Genomic DNA, 15,694 nt, shown 5'->3' on the forward strand with positions numbered 1-15,694 from the left:
CGTTGCAAGCCCCGTCAGCGATTATGGGATATATAACATATCCTTCAGGAGGTGTACAGGATGAATCACGTCTATGTGACGAGCATGGGAAAGTTTCTGCCGGGAGAGCCTGTCGGCAACGAGGAGATTGAAGACTATCTCGGCCGAATTAACGGCAAGAGCTCCAAGTCCATGCGGCGAATCCTCGAACAAAATAAAATCCGCTACCGCCATTATGCCATCGATAAGCAGCAACGAAGCTTGTACAGCAATGCCGGGATGGCGGCTCTAGCCATTCGCGATGCGCTCGATCGCAACCCGAACGCACTCGAGAGCGACATCGACTTCCTTGCCGTCGGCACGACGCAAGGCGACCTGCTCGTTCCCGGCTTCGCGAGCATGGTTCATGCCGAGACCGGCTTGCCCGTCATGGAAATCGCGACGCATCACGGCGTTTGCGCCAGCGGCATGCAGGCGATGAAGAACGCCTATCTGCAAGTACTGTCCGGCGAGAGCCGCATAGCCATATCCTGTGCCAGCGAGTTTCCTAGCCGCGTCTTCAAGCATACGCGGTTCGAAGCGCAGCAGGCTTATCGGGACAGTGCCGTGCCGTTCGATACCGACTTCCTCCGCTTCATGCTGTCGGACGGCGCGGGTGCGGCCGTCTTGCAGAATACGCCTGCCGCGAGCGGCCTGTCGCTTCGTATCGAGTGGATCGACAACAAGTCGTATGCGAACAACTATGACGTGTGCATGTACGCAGGGTTTAACAAGGATGACAAGGATCATGCAAGCTGGCTTGATTATCGTTCGATACATGAAGCAGCCGACGACGGTGCGGTCAATCTGAAGCAGGACATTCGGCTCGTGAACGAAATGCCGAAGGTCGGCGTTGACCGGTTTTTCGAGCTTGTGGAGGAAGGCGCGGTTGATCCTTCCGCTATCGACTGGATGGTGTGTCACTATTCCTCGCATTTTTTCCGTGATGAAATATTCCGGCTGCTGCAGCTTGGCGGTTTAACGATTCCAGAGGAGAAATGGTACACGAATCTATACACGAGAGGCAATACGGGGGCGGCATCGATCTACATTATGCTGGAGGAGCTCCTTGGCAGCGGCAAGCTTTCTCCAGGCGAGCGTGTGCTATGCATGGTGCCGGAGAGCGGCCGGTTCCAAACGTCGTATATGCTGCTGACAGTCGTAGGGACCACGGACGCTTCAAGTCCGGCTGTGTTCGAGGAGCGGGCGCCCGAAGCGCCGCAGCTTAAGTACGACAGTTCAAATGATGTGCAGGCGCAGCTCGTTCGCCAGCTCGTGCGCGTATGGATCGACTTCGAGCAGAAGCTGGCCCGTGTTCCCGTCATCCATAAGCTGTATCATGGCAAGTTCACAATGAACGATTACAAATCGCTTATGGAAAATATTCGCCAGCAAGTTATCGACGGGTCGCAATGGATCGCGCGCGCAGCTTCTTACATTCCGATCGAGCATATCGATCTGCGTTCGGCGTTTATTGCCCATGCGCGCGATGAGCACCGCGATTTTCAAATTCTGGAGCGCAATTACGTAGCTGTGGGCGGGGACTTGGCGGCTATTCAAGCAGGGGACAAAAATATCGGCAGCGAGGCGCTGTCTGCCTACCTGTTCCAGCGAGCGAGCCGCGACAATCCTGTCGATCTGATCGGCGCCATGTGGATTATCGAAGGACTCGGCTGCCGGATGGCGCGATATTGGGGCGAGATGATCCGCGACCAGCTGGGGCTGGACGACGAGCAGGTGTCTTTCTTGCTCTATCATAGCGATTCCGACGAGCTTCACTTTGAACGGCTGGAAACGGTCGTGCAGCATCCGCTGCTGACGGCGGACATTGCCGCTCGCATCGTCAAGACGGCGAAGACGACAGCCCGGCTCTATTTGCTGCAATTAGAGGAGCTGAACAACGTATGAGCGAGGCCGACTATTTTCGCAATATGGCGCATGACCGGAACGACCCGAATCCTTTTCTGGCGATTTATCTCGATCAAAGCATTCCGTTCAATGAAGAAGCGAAGGCCGCTTATTTGAAAGACTGCTCCAGCCGATCGCGGCAGTTTCTGCTTCCGCTGCTTCGTCCGCTTGCCCGTCTCATGATTATTTTACTGCAAATCTACAAGATCATTGTACCGAAGGCGCTCACCTCCTCCCGCTTGCTGCACCGGGTACTGTACTGGGGCATGAAGACGTTCGTCAGTCCGAGTGCCAACTATATGATCCTCCGCCACTTCTATCTCGGATCGGAGGTGTTGCAGTTCATTCGCGATAATGTGCCGGGCGTGAACATAACAATGAACCCGCTAAAGCCAACGAATCTGGAGCCGGTGAAGGACGATCTGTTCCTCATTCATGACTTGAACTTATACAACTTCGTCATCAACCTGAATAAGGAGCTGCGGGAAAACAAGCTGGAGGTAACGAAGCAAGAACGGCTTAACTTCGCCGCTATCTCGTCGATTCCGCTTCCGATCGGGCCGATGCCGAAGCGGTGGACCAACTTCGTGGATTTGACGACGGCGATTGAATGCTTCACGCCCGTGTACCAGCTGTTTCTGACCGATAACGACTTCTGGCGGGCTACCAATTCCCTGCAGTTGGATGAAACGATCGGCATTCTCGCTTCGAAAATCATCGGCAGCAACGATCGGCTCGCGCTCATTAACAACAAGCATCCTATGGTGCCGCTTACGACGCTCAGAGCCGGCTTCCGGCTCGTGCTGCATGGGCTTGCGACGGAGCAGCTGCACGCGCTGCTCGTCGAGCTGAAGAATAAGCAGGAGCAGGGACTGCCTGTCTGATGCTTTGCAAGGCACCGTTAATCAAGATCGGGCGGGAAGCGGCGTTTCGTCGCTTGCTCGAATCCATAGGCGAGCCGGATTAACGTCGGCTCGCTATATGCCGTTCCCGCGAATGCAATGCCGAAAGGCCCTCTCGTCGAGAAGCCGTTCGGATGACTGCAGCCGTTCTCGGACCAGCCCGCAGGAACGGTAATAAGCGGATAACCCGCTTTGGCAGCAGGATCCTGCTCGTCATGCATCGCCGGGAGCAGCAGCGCATCCAGCTGATGTTCCTTCAGCGCATAGTCGATTCCTCGCTCGCGAGCAAGCTCCTCTGTACGCGCCGCGCTTGCCAGATACGCGGGATCGTCTACCGATAAGGTCATCGATTCCGACCATTCCAAGACATCCTGACCGTATTTCAATGCGTCTGCCGCATGGTTGTTGTTAAAGGTGATCACATCCTGCAAATTGCGTACGGACACATCCGAGGTGACTGGCAACGTCGACAAATAATCATTCACGCCCTGCTTGAATTCGATTGCGAGCAGATTGTGATCCCACTCTGCGTTCTGGCATGGCAGCATCACGTTGTCAATAATCGTCGCGCCCTGATGCTTCAACTGTGCAATGGCCTGTTCCATAATCGCCAGTCTTTCTTCATCAAGAAGGCGATAGTAGAAACGGGGAACGCCGATACGCGCCTGCTTCAAGTACGTCGCATCCAAATACGGCGTATAATCCCGGATCGGCGTTCGATCGCCCTTGAGCATCGCCTTGTCCCCCGTATCGATTGCCGTTAATGCACCTAGCAAAATCGCGGCATCCGTCACCGTACGCGCAATCGGACCTGCCGTGTCTTGTCTGTGCGAGATGGGTATGATGCCTGTACGGCTATGAAGTCCAACCGTCGGCTTGATGCCGACGACCATGTTCTGGCTCGCAGGCTCGATGATCGAGCTGTCCGTCTCCGTCCCGATAGCTGCCGCTGCCAGATTGGCCGCCACGGCAGCCGCCGAACCGGAGCTTGAGCCGCCAACGAATAGATCGACCGCACCGTACGGATTGAGCGTTTGTCCTCCTCTTGCGCTATAGCCCGACCACATGCCGCTAGCCATGAAGTTCGCCCATTCGGTCATATTCGTTTTGCCCAATAAGACAGCGCCAGCGAGTCGCAATTGCCCGGCTAACGGCGCATCCGCAGCGGCAAAGGAATTGGCCAGCGCCAATGCTCCTGCGCTTGTATGCATCCGGTCCTTCGTTGCGATATTATCCTTTAGCAGAATCGGAATGCCATGCAACCGGCCTCTGCTCCCTTTCTTGCCTCGCTCTTCGTCCAGCTCTCTGGCAATATCCAGCGCGTCCGGATTCAATTCAAGCACCGACCTCAGCTTGCCGTCATACTTTTGTATCCGATTCATATAGGTTTGCGTCAGCTGCTCCGAGCTTAGCCATCCGTTATCCATAGCAAGCTGCATGCTCCCGATATCCGCTTCGACAATCCATTGTTCCAACTCAGCAATCATGTTCATAAGAAGCATCCTCTCCCGACTCTACTTTCATAATCATAGAAAATAGAATGTACGAAAGGAAAGATAAATTTCGATTCAAAATAAACTTTACTCACAAGAGAACCAATACGGCGAGAAAGACCGTCATAACAACCGAGATAACGCTGGAAAACGGCCATAGCCGATTAAAGCGATAAGCGCAGCTCGAGACGCCGTAATAGATACTGGCACACGCTATTCCAATCAGACTGGCCACCATCGAGAATAAGTGAAATCCGCCCAACAGCACTACGAATGGCAAAGTGCCACCAACCAGATAGAGTGGGATCTTGATGAAAATGTGATCTTCCGGGTTCGTCTTGCGCGTCAGATAATCGACGAGGATAGAAAATAGCGGTGCATAGCCGTAGTAAAAAATCCAATAGTGCGGAACTTTGGCCGTCTCCGGCCAATGACCGACGTGGCGGAATCCGTCAAGAATAAGAATAGTTGCCAGATACAGCACCCCTGAGCCTATCAGCTTCGAAGCTGCATAGGGAGTTGCCTGTTTCCAGTTCCATGTCTGAAACATATTCATTCTCCTCTCAAGGTTACGAAGCTACTCTTATACGCTCAGCATAAACCCTAAGAGCAGAAGGCAGCAGTTCTATCTTTTGTAGAACCGCCCTTTCAGACGGCAAATAACCCGATGCTCTCCGTCAACATCGGGCTACCTGCTTAGCGCACGCTATTTAGTTAATTAAAGACATAGTTCGTATTGAACCACTTAACCGCTTCCAGCACTTCGCCCCGCGTTAACTGATGACCGTAGCTTTCCCAGTGCAGCGTTACGTCAGCCGATGCGCCTTCAAGTAAGGCACTCAAGTCCGTCGTCTCGTTCGGCGGGCAGATCGGATCGTTGTCACCGGCGCCGATGAAGACCGCAGTTCCGCCCAGATTGGGCAGTGTTATGCCTCTTCGCGGCACCATGGGATGGAATAAAATCGCGCCATTCAGAACATTCTCGTAGTGGAAAAGCAGGCTGCCCGCAATGTTCGCGCCATTCGAATAGCCGACAGCGATTACGTTGTTTCGGTCGAACTTGTACTGCTCCGCGCTCTCGTCCACAAAAGTCTTCAGCTCCTCCGTGCGGAAGATCAAGTCTTCCTCGTCGAAGATGCCTTCCGCCAGTCGGCGGAAGAACCGCGCATGGCCGTTCTCGGATACATTGCCCTTAACGCCCAGCAGCGATGAACCGGGAGAGATCATCCGCCCGATGCCGAGCAAATCCTGTTCGCTCCCCCCCGTTCCATGAAGCAGCAGCAATGTCGGCGCTTTCGGATTGTCGCCTTGCTCGAAAATATGTTTCATACTCCTCACACCTTTCTATTTTCTCAATAACCGAATCGGATAAACGTTATTTAATCGGCGTGCTCAACGGCTGCAAGCCTGCTTCAATCTGTGCTCTTCTGCCTTCCAGGAATGGAGGCAAAGAGAGCGACTCGCCAAGGTGGTGAATATCCTCGTCCGTATCGAAGCCCGGTCCATCGGTCGCCAGCTCGAACAAGATGCCGTTTGGCTCACGGAAGTAAAGCGAACGGAAGTAGAACCGGTCCACGAAGCCCGAATTCGGAATTCGTACGCCGCGGATATGTTCAATCCATTCGCGCAGCTCATCGTCGTTATCGACGCGGAACGCAACGTGATGGACGCCGCCGACGCCTTGCACCTCGCGAGGCAGATCGTTCCGCTCTTCGATGTGGATCTCCGCGCCGCTGCCGCCTTCTCCTGTCTCATAGACGGCAATATCCTTCTGGCCTGCGATCGTCGAAGCATATTGGCCTTTTTGGCGGAAGCCCATAAGCTGTGTCAGTACAAGAGCGGTCTGTTCCGCATTATGGACTGTCAATTGAACGGGACCAAGACCCGTAATGCCATAGGGTGCGGGAACGGGGCTTTTTGCCCACGGAATGCCCGCTGCGACGCCAACGTTGCTCTCGTCGGATACGAGCACGAGGCGCTGCCGTTCGAAGTCGCGGAAGGCAATCGTCTGCCGTCCGGCGCGTTCGATTATGTCGTCATGCTCGACGCCGAATTCGGCGAACCGCTCTTTCCAATACGTCAACGCCGCATCGCTTGGCACCCGTAGGGATGTTGTAGAGATGCTGCTCAAGCCCTCGCGGTTCTGCGGTGCGCCAGGAAATTCGAAGAACGTCAGTTCCGTACCCGGGTTGCCCTTCTCGTCTCCGTAGAACAAGTGGTACACCGATGTGTCGTCCTGGTTGACGGTTTTTTTCACAAGGCGAAGACCCAATATTCTTGTATAAAAATCGAAGTTAGCGGACCCTTTGCCGGTAATCGCGGATACGTGATGGATACCTTTTAATTGCATGTGATGACCTCCCAAAATGGTTTTGATTACTTCTGAATTTTTCTTAGCAGTCGAACGAGCTGTTTCTTCTCATCCCGGCTCAACGCATCGAATTGCGAGACTTGAAACGTTTCTTGCTTAGGAACGACTTGAGCGTATAATGCCTTACCTTTGTTAGTCAGCGATACCAGCTTGATCTTCCATTGCTGCTCGCGAGTTATAAGCCCTTGCTCCTCCAGCTTCGCCAGAAGCTGCGTAATATTTCCCTTGGTGACAAAGAGCTTATCCGCAAGCTGTTGCTGCGTCAACTTTCCTTGCTCGCCGATCTGCGCGATCACATCGAACTGGGCAACCGTCAAATCCCATTTTTTCAAATGCTGCTGCGTCTCGCGAACGTTGCGGCCGTATACCCGGGACAAGCGGTACCAGATCAACAAGCCTAATCGTTCGTCTTGCTTGCTGTAATCAGACATTGTGTCGTTTGGCTCCAACTTATCACCTCGTTTCTTCTTCATGTAGTCAGTTTAGATCTAAACTGATAAAATGTCAACAGTTTAACTTTTCATACGCATTTCTTACTTTAGACTTAAGACTAGGGCGGAGTTTAGGCTCGTATGGTAATATAAGCGGATAGCTTATCCGACTTAAGCGGCATACTTATAATGCCTATATTTCCGATATTTCTTGCTTACACTGAAGGAGAACAACGATGATCGAACGTACTTCCTATACGCCCGGCAGCTTGCCGCAGCCGCCGCTTCCGGTCAACCGGAAGTCCTCAAGCAGGCGCAGACGCAATCAGGCGCTTATTTTCATTATTGCCTTCCTTGTTGCAGCCACAGCATGGAAGCTGTTTGAGCGATCGGGCTCAGAGCTGCCTTTCTCGCCAGAAATAAATGTGCCTCCCGTTACGGAATTGCATCCGATAGTAGCGGCCAAGCAGCAAGAACTAATCGCGCAAACTTCCGAAGCCGGCATCACGATCCTGATTACGGACGGCTTCCGATCCACCGAGGAACAGAACGGACTGTATGAACAAGGCAGATCGACGGACGGTCCCGTCGTAACGCAGGTTCGCGGCGGACATTCCTACCATAATTATGGCCTTGCGATCGACTTCGCGCTTCGAACGAAGGATGGCGAAGTCGTATGGGATATGAAATACGATGGAAACGGGAATAGTAAAGCCGACTGGTTGGAGGTCGTAGCGATAGCGAAGAAGCTTGGCTTCTCATGGGGAGGAGATTGGGAAGGCTTCAAGGATTATCCGCATCTTCAAATGGACTTCGGTTATTCCATCCGGGAACTGCTGCGGGGCAAGCGGCCGCCTATGGAATAATACAACAATACGCTCCATTGAGCCAAGCATCCGCCTCGGACATGGTCACTTTGCTTTGTTAGCGCGTATTTGCTTTTTCACACTCGCCGCTCATGCGGCTTTGGCGCTGTAAGGACCTATGTGCTCTTACAGCACCAGTACTCCGCCTACTACGCGTTCACTTTGCTCTGTAAGCGCGTATTTTGCTCTTTCACGCTCGCTGCTTATGCGGCTTTGATGCTGTAAGAACCTATGTGCTCTCAGCGTCATCAATCGAACCCATAAGACATAAGAAAGGAGCTGCTTCCCATATCCCCGGGGAACAGCTCCTTTCCTTTCTATTAGATCAAGCTTGACACTAACTCATAAGATCGCAGTCTGGCTTGATGATCATAAATATGCGCTGCTATCATAATCTCATCCGCACCAGTCGCTTCAATGAACGCCTGGAGCTTCTGCTTAACCGTATCGGGACTTCCGACTATGGATGATCCAAGCTGCTGCTGGATAGCTGCTTTTTCTTGCTCGCTCCATACCTCATCCATATTGTCGACGGGCGGCTTAAGCGGACCTGGACGATTGCGGATGAAGGACAGGAACAGCTGCTGCATGGACGTCGAGAGACGAATCGCTTCCTCGTCCGTATCGGCGGCGATTACGTTAACCGCCACCATGCCATGCGGCTTCTCAAGCACGTCTGAAGGCTGGAAGCTGCTGCGGTACAGGTTCATCGCCGGAACCGTGAAGGCCGGGGAGAAATGTCCGGCGAAAGCGAACGGCAGACCGAGCTGTCCGGCAAGATTCGCACTGAAGTCGCTGGAGCCGAGCAGCCAGATCGGTATATTCTGGCCTTCGCCAGGAATGGCTCTTACGCCCCGATTAAGCTCAGAACCTTCCGGCTCCAGGAAGGCCCGCAGTTCCTCAAGTTGGTCGGGGAAGTCAAGACCGTTGCCGCGACGGCCTCCGCGTAGCGCAGCCGCCGTCAGTTGATCGGTACCCGGCGCTCTGCCAAGGCCAAGATCGATGCGCCCGGGAAATAAAGCCTCAAGGGTACCGAATTGCTCGGCGATGACTAGAGGAGCATGGTTAGGCAGCATAATGCCGCCCGCCCCTACGCGTATCTTCGACGTTCCAGCCGCTACATGGCCGATCACGACTGAGGTTGCCGAACTTGCGATACTCGGCGAATTGTGATGCTCGGCAAGCCAATAGCGGTTATAGCCCCACTGTTCCGCATGACGGGCAAGGTCCAGCGTATTATGAAGAGACTCCGCTACCGTACCCCCTTCTATAATCGGAGAGACGTCCAATACGGACAGCGGGATGGATTTTCCTTGAACTTGAACTTGAGCTTGAGCTTGTTCATCAATTTCGGACATGCTTTCACCTGCTTTATTGTAGTGGTTGATGCCATTCCATTAACTGTATGAAATAAAAATACATTATAGTTAGGAGTAGACGATAACCGAATACGGTTATGTCTGCTCCAGTTGCACTTGGTGCGACTGCTGCGATATCTTCTTCTGATTCTGCTGACAAAGCCGGATTCGATCAAGAACGGAATGAATCGTATTTTGTTCCAAATACGACACGTAATACTGCTCCGCTTCGTGGAAGAAATGATCCATCACGCCTTCAATATTGGCGGACACGAGACATTCCTCGTCCGGATTACCGGAGCACCAGTGGGGCTTAAGCGTGCCACCGCCGAATGCTTTGTATACTTCCGCAAGAGTGACCCGTTGCGGCTCGCAATTCAGAATATAGCCTCCGCCGACGCCTTCCTTCGTGCTTACATATCCATGCTTGCGCAAGATGCCCATAATTTTGCGAATACGGGTCGGATTCGTCGATACATTCCGCGCAATCGTCTCGCTGCTCGCCATATGCTCAGGCAAGTAAGCCAGCAGCACAAGGCTGTGAACAGCGACTGTAAATTCACTATTCATCGATGCAACGCCTCCTATGAAGGATACTGTAATTCTATTTCATACAGTTAATGAAGTCAAATATTTTTGAACTGTTAGCCAGGGCCGCCAATCACATGAATTCCTGCAGCGGTAATTGACGCCCCCTTGCCGCTACATATTACTCCGGCTGCTGCCACACCTGAAATTTGTTCCCGTCCGGGTCCTTGAAAGTAAGCTGATGTCCGCAGCTCCCTTCATCGCGCACCTCGGCCTCTAGCCACAAACCTGCTTGGAGCAAAGATTTATACAGCTTCTGAATATCATCCGTCTCGAAGCAGATCGGGAACATCTCGAAATGGTCGCCATCCACCGTCCAGCCTGTCGTTGGAAACGTCAGCGGAGTCATGTCCGGACTAGGGAGGAGGAACAACCATCCGCCATCGCCCATTATCATAATCGCCCCTTTGCCTGGTTCTACCTCTGAGCGGAGCCCCATACCGAGTACCTCTACATACCACCTTGCCGATCTCTCCACATCCGATACCGGGACGTACGCGCATTCGATCCGTTTAATCATAACAAGTCTCTCCTCCTAATCAGTTCACCCAAGTCTCCGAATGATATTCTTTCATAAAATGAAGCAGGCGCTCCAATATCTCGACGCCTCGCGTCTCCGCTTCTTGTGCCTGCTTCAATAATGCGATAGCCTTATCCGCCGTCTCCCCATCATTCGGAATTCCTCCCTCGGGAAAAGGAAACAGCTCCCTCAACTCGCCTAGCGCCTCCGCGACGGTACTATAACAGAGAGCTGCTTCACCCGCATGCTTGCGTACATTCCGCTCCACCACGTTGCCGCTGTCCCAGCGAAACGCCATGTCCTGCAAAAACCGGGCCGCATGCTCCCGTGCGTCTGCGATAACTTCCGTGTTATAGGCATGACCATAACCATCCGCGCTCCGCCGCTCGAGTACGGATATCCAAGCGTCGTATCCGGCAAGCCCCTGCACGAATTTGCCTTCGAATATATGCATCCACTCTCGGCCCCTTGCATGCTGAACAATCATATCGAGCGCCATTCTAAGCATTTCGTATTTGGAATGCGGCAAGCTCTCGCTAATCGTCGTCACGAACAGCAAGTCAATCTTCGGGTCGGCGAACTCTGAATAGGAGATCGTTCCGTCCTTGGATACATCCTTCGCGTAAAACAACTGCTGATCGTCGTCATAGCCGTAGATCAAGCCGAACTCGGGAATGAACAGATCAAAGGCGATCGCAGGCACGCCTCGGTCAATCGATTGCTGGACGAGCGCGATCGTCCTCTCCACCTTATCCGGGGTGAGCGGCGCCATCGGATCGGCCAAGCAGCTCGTAAAGCCGAGATTGCACAAGTTTCGCCGCAGTATGTATCCCCCGGGAAAAGAGGTCGGGGCCGCGATATGCATCGTATCCCTATCGATGTTCATTCGGAAAGCATGGCCCGTATATCCCATGACATCGGATAACGTCAAATGCTTCTTATCGGTATAGCTGACAGCTCCATGGATCGCGCTTGCAGCGGAAGTCCATGTCTTCGCCCAGTCCTTCTCCATTGTCATCCTTCTTCCTTCTCTGTTCTATGAGCCTTTCATAATATATGAGGAGCAAGCAGCTTCCGTCTTGGCATTCCTAGTGCAGATCTGCGCTGCACGTGCAGGCTGATGGAATGGCGAATACGTTCCTTCTGCAGCTTGGCTCGTGAACGGGACAGTAGGTTGTAAACGTTAGCGGTCGTCATGTCGAACAATTCGGCAATCTCCGAAGGGGGCAGTTCGCCGAAGAATCTTGCCTCGAATATGCTTCTCTCGCGCTTGCTCAAGCAGTGAATAAGACGATGAATGCCTTGCAGCGTCTCTTGCCGCATCATATGGTGCTCGGGATTATGGCCTCTCTGCACCTCCTCCTCGGCATGGCTGGCAAAGTGAAACAGAATGCAATCGATGTCGCTCCAATCCATCGCCCCATCATTTAAGCCACGCTCGGACATGCCCGATTGACTCATGAATCCGATAAACGGTTTCTCCTTCGCATACGGCCCGCCTCGCCTAAGCTTCATATATGCTTGGTTACGAATGATGTGATGCAGCCACGGCATGAATCGGTTCGCATCTGTAAGCGTCCCCAAATGCAAAAACGCCCGTATAAGCGCTTCCTGGACGATGTCCTCCGCCATGTAGGCATCCTTCGTCAGCGTTCCTGCCAAGCCAAGCGCCTTCGCCCGATGACGGCGAACAAGCTCGCCGAACGCCTCATTCTCTCCGGCTCTCGCGCGCTCAACCAGCTCCTGCTCTTGCGTCTCGGCAGACGCTTGCCCTAAGCCTGCAATCTCAATCATCAATCTGGATTCACCCCTCCTGCCTAACAGATGCCGAATGCGAGTCAAACCTGTCATCGGAAAAAAATTATTTTCAAAGCCTATCTCGGCCAAATGTCATTATTGGAATTGATAACCACAAGCTCATATTAACCCAGAACACTTGTTCTGTAAATACAAAAAAAGACAAACCTCTTTGCCCATGAACCTGCGTTCGTAACCAATGAGATTTGTCTTATTATTCCGCATTTCTACCTACTAGCGGTGCTGCTCGTAACGATTGGCGCGCGCAATGATACGAATTGCTCCAAGCTCGGCTCCCGTCAGCGGCTGTGCTCCGCCAGCCTCGATATTGAGTCTCAGTTGCGCAGATGAGCTCGCGCCCGGTATGGCTATAGCGACCGCAGGCGGCGACAGCGCATAACGAATCGCCGTTTGCGACAGGCTGCGCCCTTGCAAATCAAGCTCCTGAAGCTGCTCCCGAACCTGCAGCGCCTCTTCCTTGCCGTAATCCAAATAACCTTTGTCGGCCTTGGCGGCTCCATTACCGGTCAATATGCCCTTCGCGACCGGGCCTCTGGCGATCAGACTAATTCCCTTCTCGGCAAGCAGCGGCAGCACTTCCTCCTCGGGACGTCTGTCCAGAATGCTGTACTGGCTCATCACGCTAACGATATTCGAGCGCTGCGCATACTCGCGGATGACATTCGGACGGATCGAAGATATGCCATAGTGGCGAATCAGACCTTCCTGCTTCAGCTCCTCGAACGCCTCGATCGTTTCGTCGATCGGATCGTCCAACGTTCCGCCATGCAGCTGATACAGATCGATATAGTCGGTTTGCAGCCTGCTTAAACTCTTTTTCACCGCATCCTTGATATACGCCTTGGACGGATCCCACACCCATCCCTCCTGTCCCGGCACGCGCCGATTGCCAACCTTCGTCGCCAGCACGACGTCCTTCCGCTTGCCGCGAATGGCTTCGCCTACGATCGTTTCATTCAAACCGTCATCGTACAGGTCGGCCGTATCGAAGAAATTAACGCCGCCCTCCAGCGCCTCTACGATAAGCGAGATTGCCGCTTGCTTGTCCGTTCCGAGCGACATGCAGCCGAGTCCGATCTCGCTGACGAACAGGTCCGAGCTTCCCAACCGATTTTTTCTCACCGAAATTCCTCCTTCATTGGCTCTCTATAGAAGCCATAATTACATCCCGTATATACAAAACGTTAGAGCTTAATTTTAGACGGTTTGCGTCTTCATATCCATTTCAATTTCACTTGACGGATCTCCTGCCCGTCCTGTATATTGATGGAAATCAACCAAATAACGACCCGCTTACGATGGAAGCACCCGTAAGAGAAGGCGCGCTAGCGCTCTTTCTTGCCGGTGCTTTTTTTTTTGCGTTTTGTTACAGCGGGTCAAAAATCCAAGGAGGTTGTGAATCATGATTATGAATCCAAGATGGCCGATTCTGCTTGCCTCGATGCTGCTTGCCGTCATCATTGCGGCTGGAACAGCAGTACCTGCGGTACACGCCGCCCCGTTCGAGCTCACCGTAACGTACAAAACCGCATTTGACAAAATGACCGCGAGCGCCGACAAGACGACAGCGGCTAAGCTTAAGCAGCAATATGCCGATCTGCTCGCATCGCAGAAACAAGAGGTTTCATGGGACACGTTCATAAGCGGGCTGCATAGCCGCAACACGACAGCCGAGACTGCCGTGCGGGAAAAAATCAAGCAGGTCGACGCCGCCAAGCTCGCGAAGCTGAAAAGCGAAGCGGACAAAACGCGCGAGAAATACGCCGACTTATTCGAGCTTTACGATAAAATGAACAGCCAGCTGAGATTGGCGAAGTCCATCGACAGCAAGACGGCTGTCGCGCTGCTGAAGCCGCAAGTGGACAGCCTCAAGATAGCCGTTGCCATTGCACGCGACGATATTCGCGGCAAGGACGCCGCTTACAAGGCAGCGAAAACGGCCGCTGCCAAGAAGATCGCTGCGTATAAGAAGACTTTGGAGGGAATCGAATCCTACGAATCGAAGATTAAGACGGCCAAAGCTACGAACAGCAGCACCAAGAAGCTGTTCGACGCGGAGGCGAGAATCGTAAAGGATGCGCTTAAGAAAGGCGATTCGAAGCGGACGCTCGGCTCGCTATCGAAGTTGCTCGCTTATTCGAAGCAGATCAACGAGCAGAAAGCGAAAATATATAGCTTCGAGGGGCAGATAACGGCGATCATCACGGCGACAGGCAAGCAAATCGCGTGAGTTTATTTTCCAGATATCGATCTGTAGGTTATAATACGATTGTCCCCATCGGACGCTTAAGTAGGTTATGCTAACCGAACGATAGGAGAAATGATATGGACATTATCCAAATAACTACGGATTTGATTGACGAAGATAAGGATCAACCGAGATACCAATTCGACGATGAAGCGTTGCAGGAGCTTATGAAGAGCATCGGGGAGATCGGGCTGCTGTCTCCCATTAAAGTAAGAACGACCGGCGACGGCCGTTACAAAATCATCTACGGCAATAGAAGATACAAGGCTTGCAAGATGCTTGGGCTGCCTTCTATGCCGTGTATCGTATCCACCGTGACCGACGAGATGGAAATTTATTTGGAGCAAATCGCGGAAAACTTGACGCGCGAGGGCTTCTCCCCGATCGAGGAGGCGGAAGCGTTCAATAAGCTTCTGAACGATCCGAAGTTCCGCAGCTCGACCAAATATTTGTCCGGTAAGCTCGGCAAGCCGGAATCGTATATTAAGAACAAGTGCGAGCTGCTGAAGTTCAGCAACGCCGTCAAGAAGCTGATCGTGAGCGGAACGGAGATTCGGAAAGACAAGCTGACCGAGGACCAACTGCTTCCTCTTAAGGACTTGCCGATGGAGCATCGCGATCCGCTCGCGCTCATCGCGGCGCGGGACGAGCTCCCTGTCAGCGACGTGAAGAAGATCGCCAAGCTGTTCAAGGACAAGGCGATCTCGGAAAGCACGAAAGCGAAGCTTCTGTTCAAGACAGGCAGCGGCCTGCTCGAGACTTGGGCGACTCATGAGCAGAACAAAGCGGAGCGCGCCAAACCTGCCGAACCGAAGGTTGCTCCCGCTGCAGCAGCTCCGGCCGCCGAACTGCCGGCAGCAGAGAGTACGACGCAGACTGCCGCCGCTGCTCCAATCGAAGCAAAGCTGTACAAACTTATTTCGTCTATCCCGAGCCACAGCCCGCTCAGCAGCTCGTTGCTCGCCTCCGTACAAAATATTGAGGCTGCGGATCAGCTGGGCTTCGAGCATATGCTCGACCAGCTTATCGATACGCTGGAGAAGCATCTCGCCGAATGGAACGCCGTGAAGCAGCTTATATCGGCGGCCAGCGAAGATCAGGCATCGGGCATTAGCAATAATTTGTAATCGTATTGAAATATTTCTTTCATCCCTCTTTAATAATAGGCGGCTA

At 53.0% G+C, this 15,694-nt stretch carries 16 protein-coding genes; 5 read left to right on the forward strand and 11 right to left on the reverse strand.

Features of this window, described 5'->3' with window-relative positions:
* Nucleotides 1-60: 60 nt before the first annotated feature.
* Complete coding sequence (locus J2T14_RS24260; protein WP_307475008.1) at nucleotides 61-1,926, forward strand: 3-oxoacyl-[acyl-carrier-protein] synthase III C-terminal domain-containing protein; 1,866 nt, start codon at nucleotides 61-63, stop codon at nucleotides 1,924-1,926.
* On the forward strand, nucleotides 1,923-2,810 hold the full coding sequence (locus tag J2T14_RS24265; protein ID WP_307475010.1) for a DUF6999 family protein: 888 nt from the start codon (nucleotides 1,923-1,925) through the stop codon (nucleotides 2,808-2,810). The genes J2T14_RS24260 and J2T14_RS24265 overlap by 4 nt, the downstream gene beginning before the upstream one ends.
* Nucleotides 2,811-2,827: 17 nt before the next feature.
* Here J2T14_RS24265 and J2T14_RS24270 read toward each other — a convergent pair whose 3' ends face one another.
* The 5 genes from J2T14_RS24270 to J2T14_RS24290 form a co-directional block, all read right to left on the reverse strand.
* Nucleotides 2,828-4,315: an amidase family protein gene (locus tag J2T14_RS24270; RefSeq protein WP_307475494.1), complete on the reverse strand. Its 1,488-nt coding sequence runs from the start codon at nucleotides 4,313-4,315 to the stop codon at nucleotides 2,828-2,830.
* A gap of 97 nt (nucleotides 4,316-4,412) precedes the next feature.
* Nucleotides 4,413-4,871, reverse strand: coding sequence for a hypothetical protein (locus tag J2T14_RS24275; protein WP_307475012.1), 459 nt, complete (start codon nucleotides 4,869-4,871; stop codon nucleotides 4,413-4,415).
* Nucleotides 4,872-5,035: 164 nt separating this feature from the next.
* A complete protein-coding gene (locus J2T14_RS24280; RefSeq protein WP_307205219.1) occupies nucleotides 5,036-5,650 on the reverse strand; it encodes an alpha/beta hydrolase in 615 nt (204 codons plus the stop codon).
* Nucleotides 5,651-5,696: 46 nt separating this feature from the next.
* Nucleotides 5,697-6,671: a ring-cleaving dioxygenase gene (locus J2T14_RS24285; protein ID WP_307475014.1), complete on the reverse strand. Its 975-nt coding sequence runs from the start codon at nucleotides 6,669-6,671 to the stop codon at nucleotides 5,697-5,699.
* A 26-nt stretch (nucleotides 6,672-6,697) separates the two neighbouring features.
* On the reverse strand, nucleotides 6,698-7,123 hold the full coding sequence (locus J2T14_RS24290; protein ID WP_307205217.1) for a MarR family winged helix-turn-helix transcriptional regulator: 426 nt from the start codon (nucleotides 7,121-7,123) through the stop codon (nucleotides 6,698-6,700).
* A gap of 236 nt (nucleotides 7,124-7,359) precedes the next feature.
* Here J2T14_RS24290 and J2T14_RS24295 point away from each other — a divergent pair, with 236 nt between their 5' ends.
* Nucleotides 7,360-7,989, forward strand: coding sequence for a M15 family metallopeptidase (locus J2T14_RS24295; protein WP_307475016.1), 630 nt, complete (start codon nucleotides 7,360-7,362; stop codon nucleotides 7,987-7,989).
* 320 nt (nucleotides 7,990-8,309) lie between these two features.
* Here the strand turns inward: J2T14_RS24295 and J2T14_RS24300 are convergent, their stop codons facing one another.
* The 6 genes from J2T14_RS24300 to J2T14_RS24325 form a co-directional block, all read right to left on the reverse strand.
* Nucleotides 8,310-9,347: an LLM class flavin-dependent oxidoreductase gene (locus J2T14_RS24300; protein ID WP_307475018.1), complete on the reverse strand. Its 1,038-nt coding sequence runs from the start codon at nucleotides 9,345-9,347 to the stop codon at nucleotides 8,310-8,312.
* Between the two features lie 96 nt (nucleotides 9,348-9,443).
* The gene (locus J2T14_RS24305) at nucleotides 9,444-9,917 is read right to left on the reverse strand and encodes an Rrf2 family transcriptional regulator (RefSeq protein WP_307205214.1); all 474 of its coding nucleotides are present in this window, start codon (nucleotides 9,915-9,917) and stop codon (nucleotides 9,444-9,446) included.
* A 139-nt stretch (nucleotides 9,918-10,056) separates the two neighbouring features.
* Nucleotides 10,057-10,455 carry a VOC family protein gene (locus J2T14_RS24310; protein WP_307475020.1) on the reverse strand — a complete coding sequence of 133 codons (399 nt, stop codon included), beginning with the start codon at nucleotides 10,453-10,455 and terminating at the stop codon, nucleotides 10,057-10,059.
* A 19-nt stretch (nucleotides 10,456-10,474) separates the two neighbouring features.
* Nucleotides 10,475-11,473, reverse strand: coding sequence for a hypothetical protein (locus tag J2T14_RS24315; protein ID WP_307475022.1), 999 nt, complete (start codon nucleotides 11,471-11,473; stop codon nucleotides 10,475-10,477).
* 29 nt (nucleotides 11,474-11,502) lie between these two features.
* A complete protein-coding gene (locus J2T14_RS24320; RefSeq protein WP_307475497.1) occupies nucleotides 11,503-12,249 on the reverse strand; it encodes an RNA polymerase sigma factor in 747 nt (248 codons plus the stop codon).
* A 237-nt stretch (nucleotides 12,250-12,486) separates the two neighbouring features.
* On the reverse strand, nucleotides 12,487-13,395 hold the full coding sequence (locus J2T14_RS24325) for an aldo/keto reductase (RefSeq protein ID WP_307475024.1): 909 nt from the start codon (nucleotides 13,393-13,395) through the stop codon (nucleotides 12,487-12,489).
* A 280-nt stretch (nucleotides 13,396-13,675) separates the two neighbouring features.
* On the opposite strand from J2T14_RS24325, the gene J2T14_RS24330 reads away from it, so the two are divergent.
* Both J2T14_RS24330 and J2T14_RS24335 read left to right on the forward strand, forming a co-directional pair.
* Nucleotides 13,676-14,503, forward strand: a complete 828-nt coding sequence (locus tag J2T14_RS24330) for a hypothetical protein (RefSeq protein WP_307475026.1) — start codon at nucleotides 13,676-13,678, stop codon at nucleotides 14,501-14,503.
* Nucleotides 14,504-14,598: 95 nt separating this feature from the next.
* Nucleotides 14,599-15,648 carry a ParB/RepB/Spo0J family partition protein gene (locus J2T14_RS24335; RefSeq protein ID WP_307475028.1) on the forward strand — a complete coding sequence of 350 codons (1,050 nt, stop codon included), beginning with the start codon at nucleotides 14,599-14,601 and terminating at the stop codon, nucleotides 15,646-15,648.
* The last annotated feature ends 46 nt before the right edge of the window (nucleotides 15,649-15,694 follow it).

Source organism: Paenibacillus harenae, from assembly GCF_030812415.1.
In the GTDB taxonomy this organism is placed as follows: Bacteria; Bacillota; Bacilli; order Paenibacillales; family Paenibacillaceae; genus Pristimantibacillus; species Pristimantibacillus harenae_A.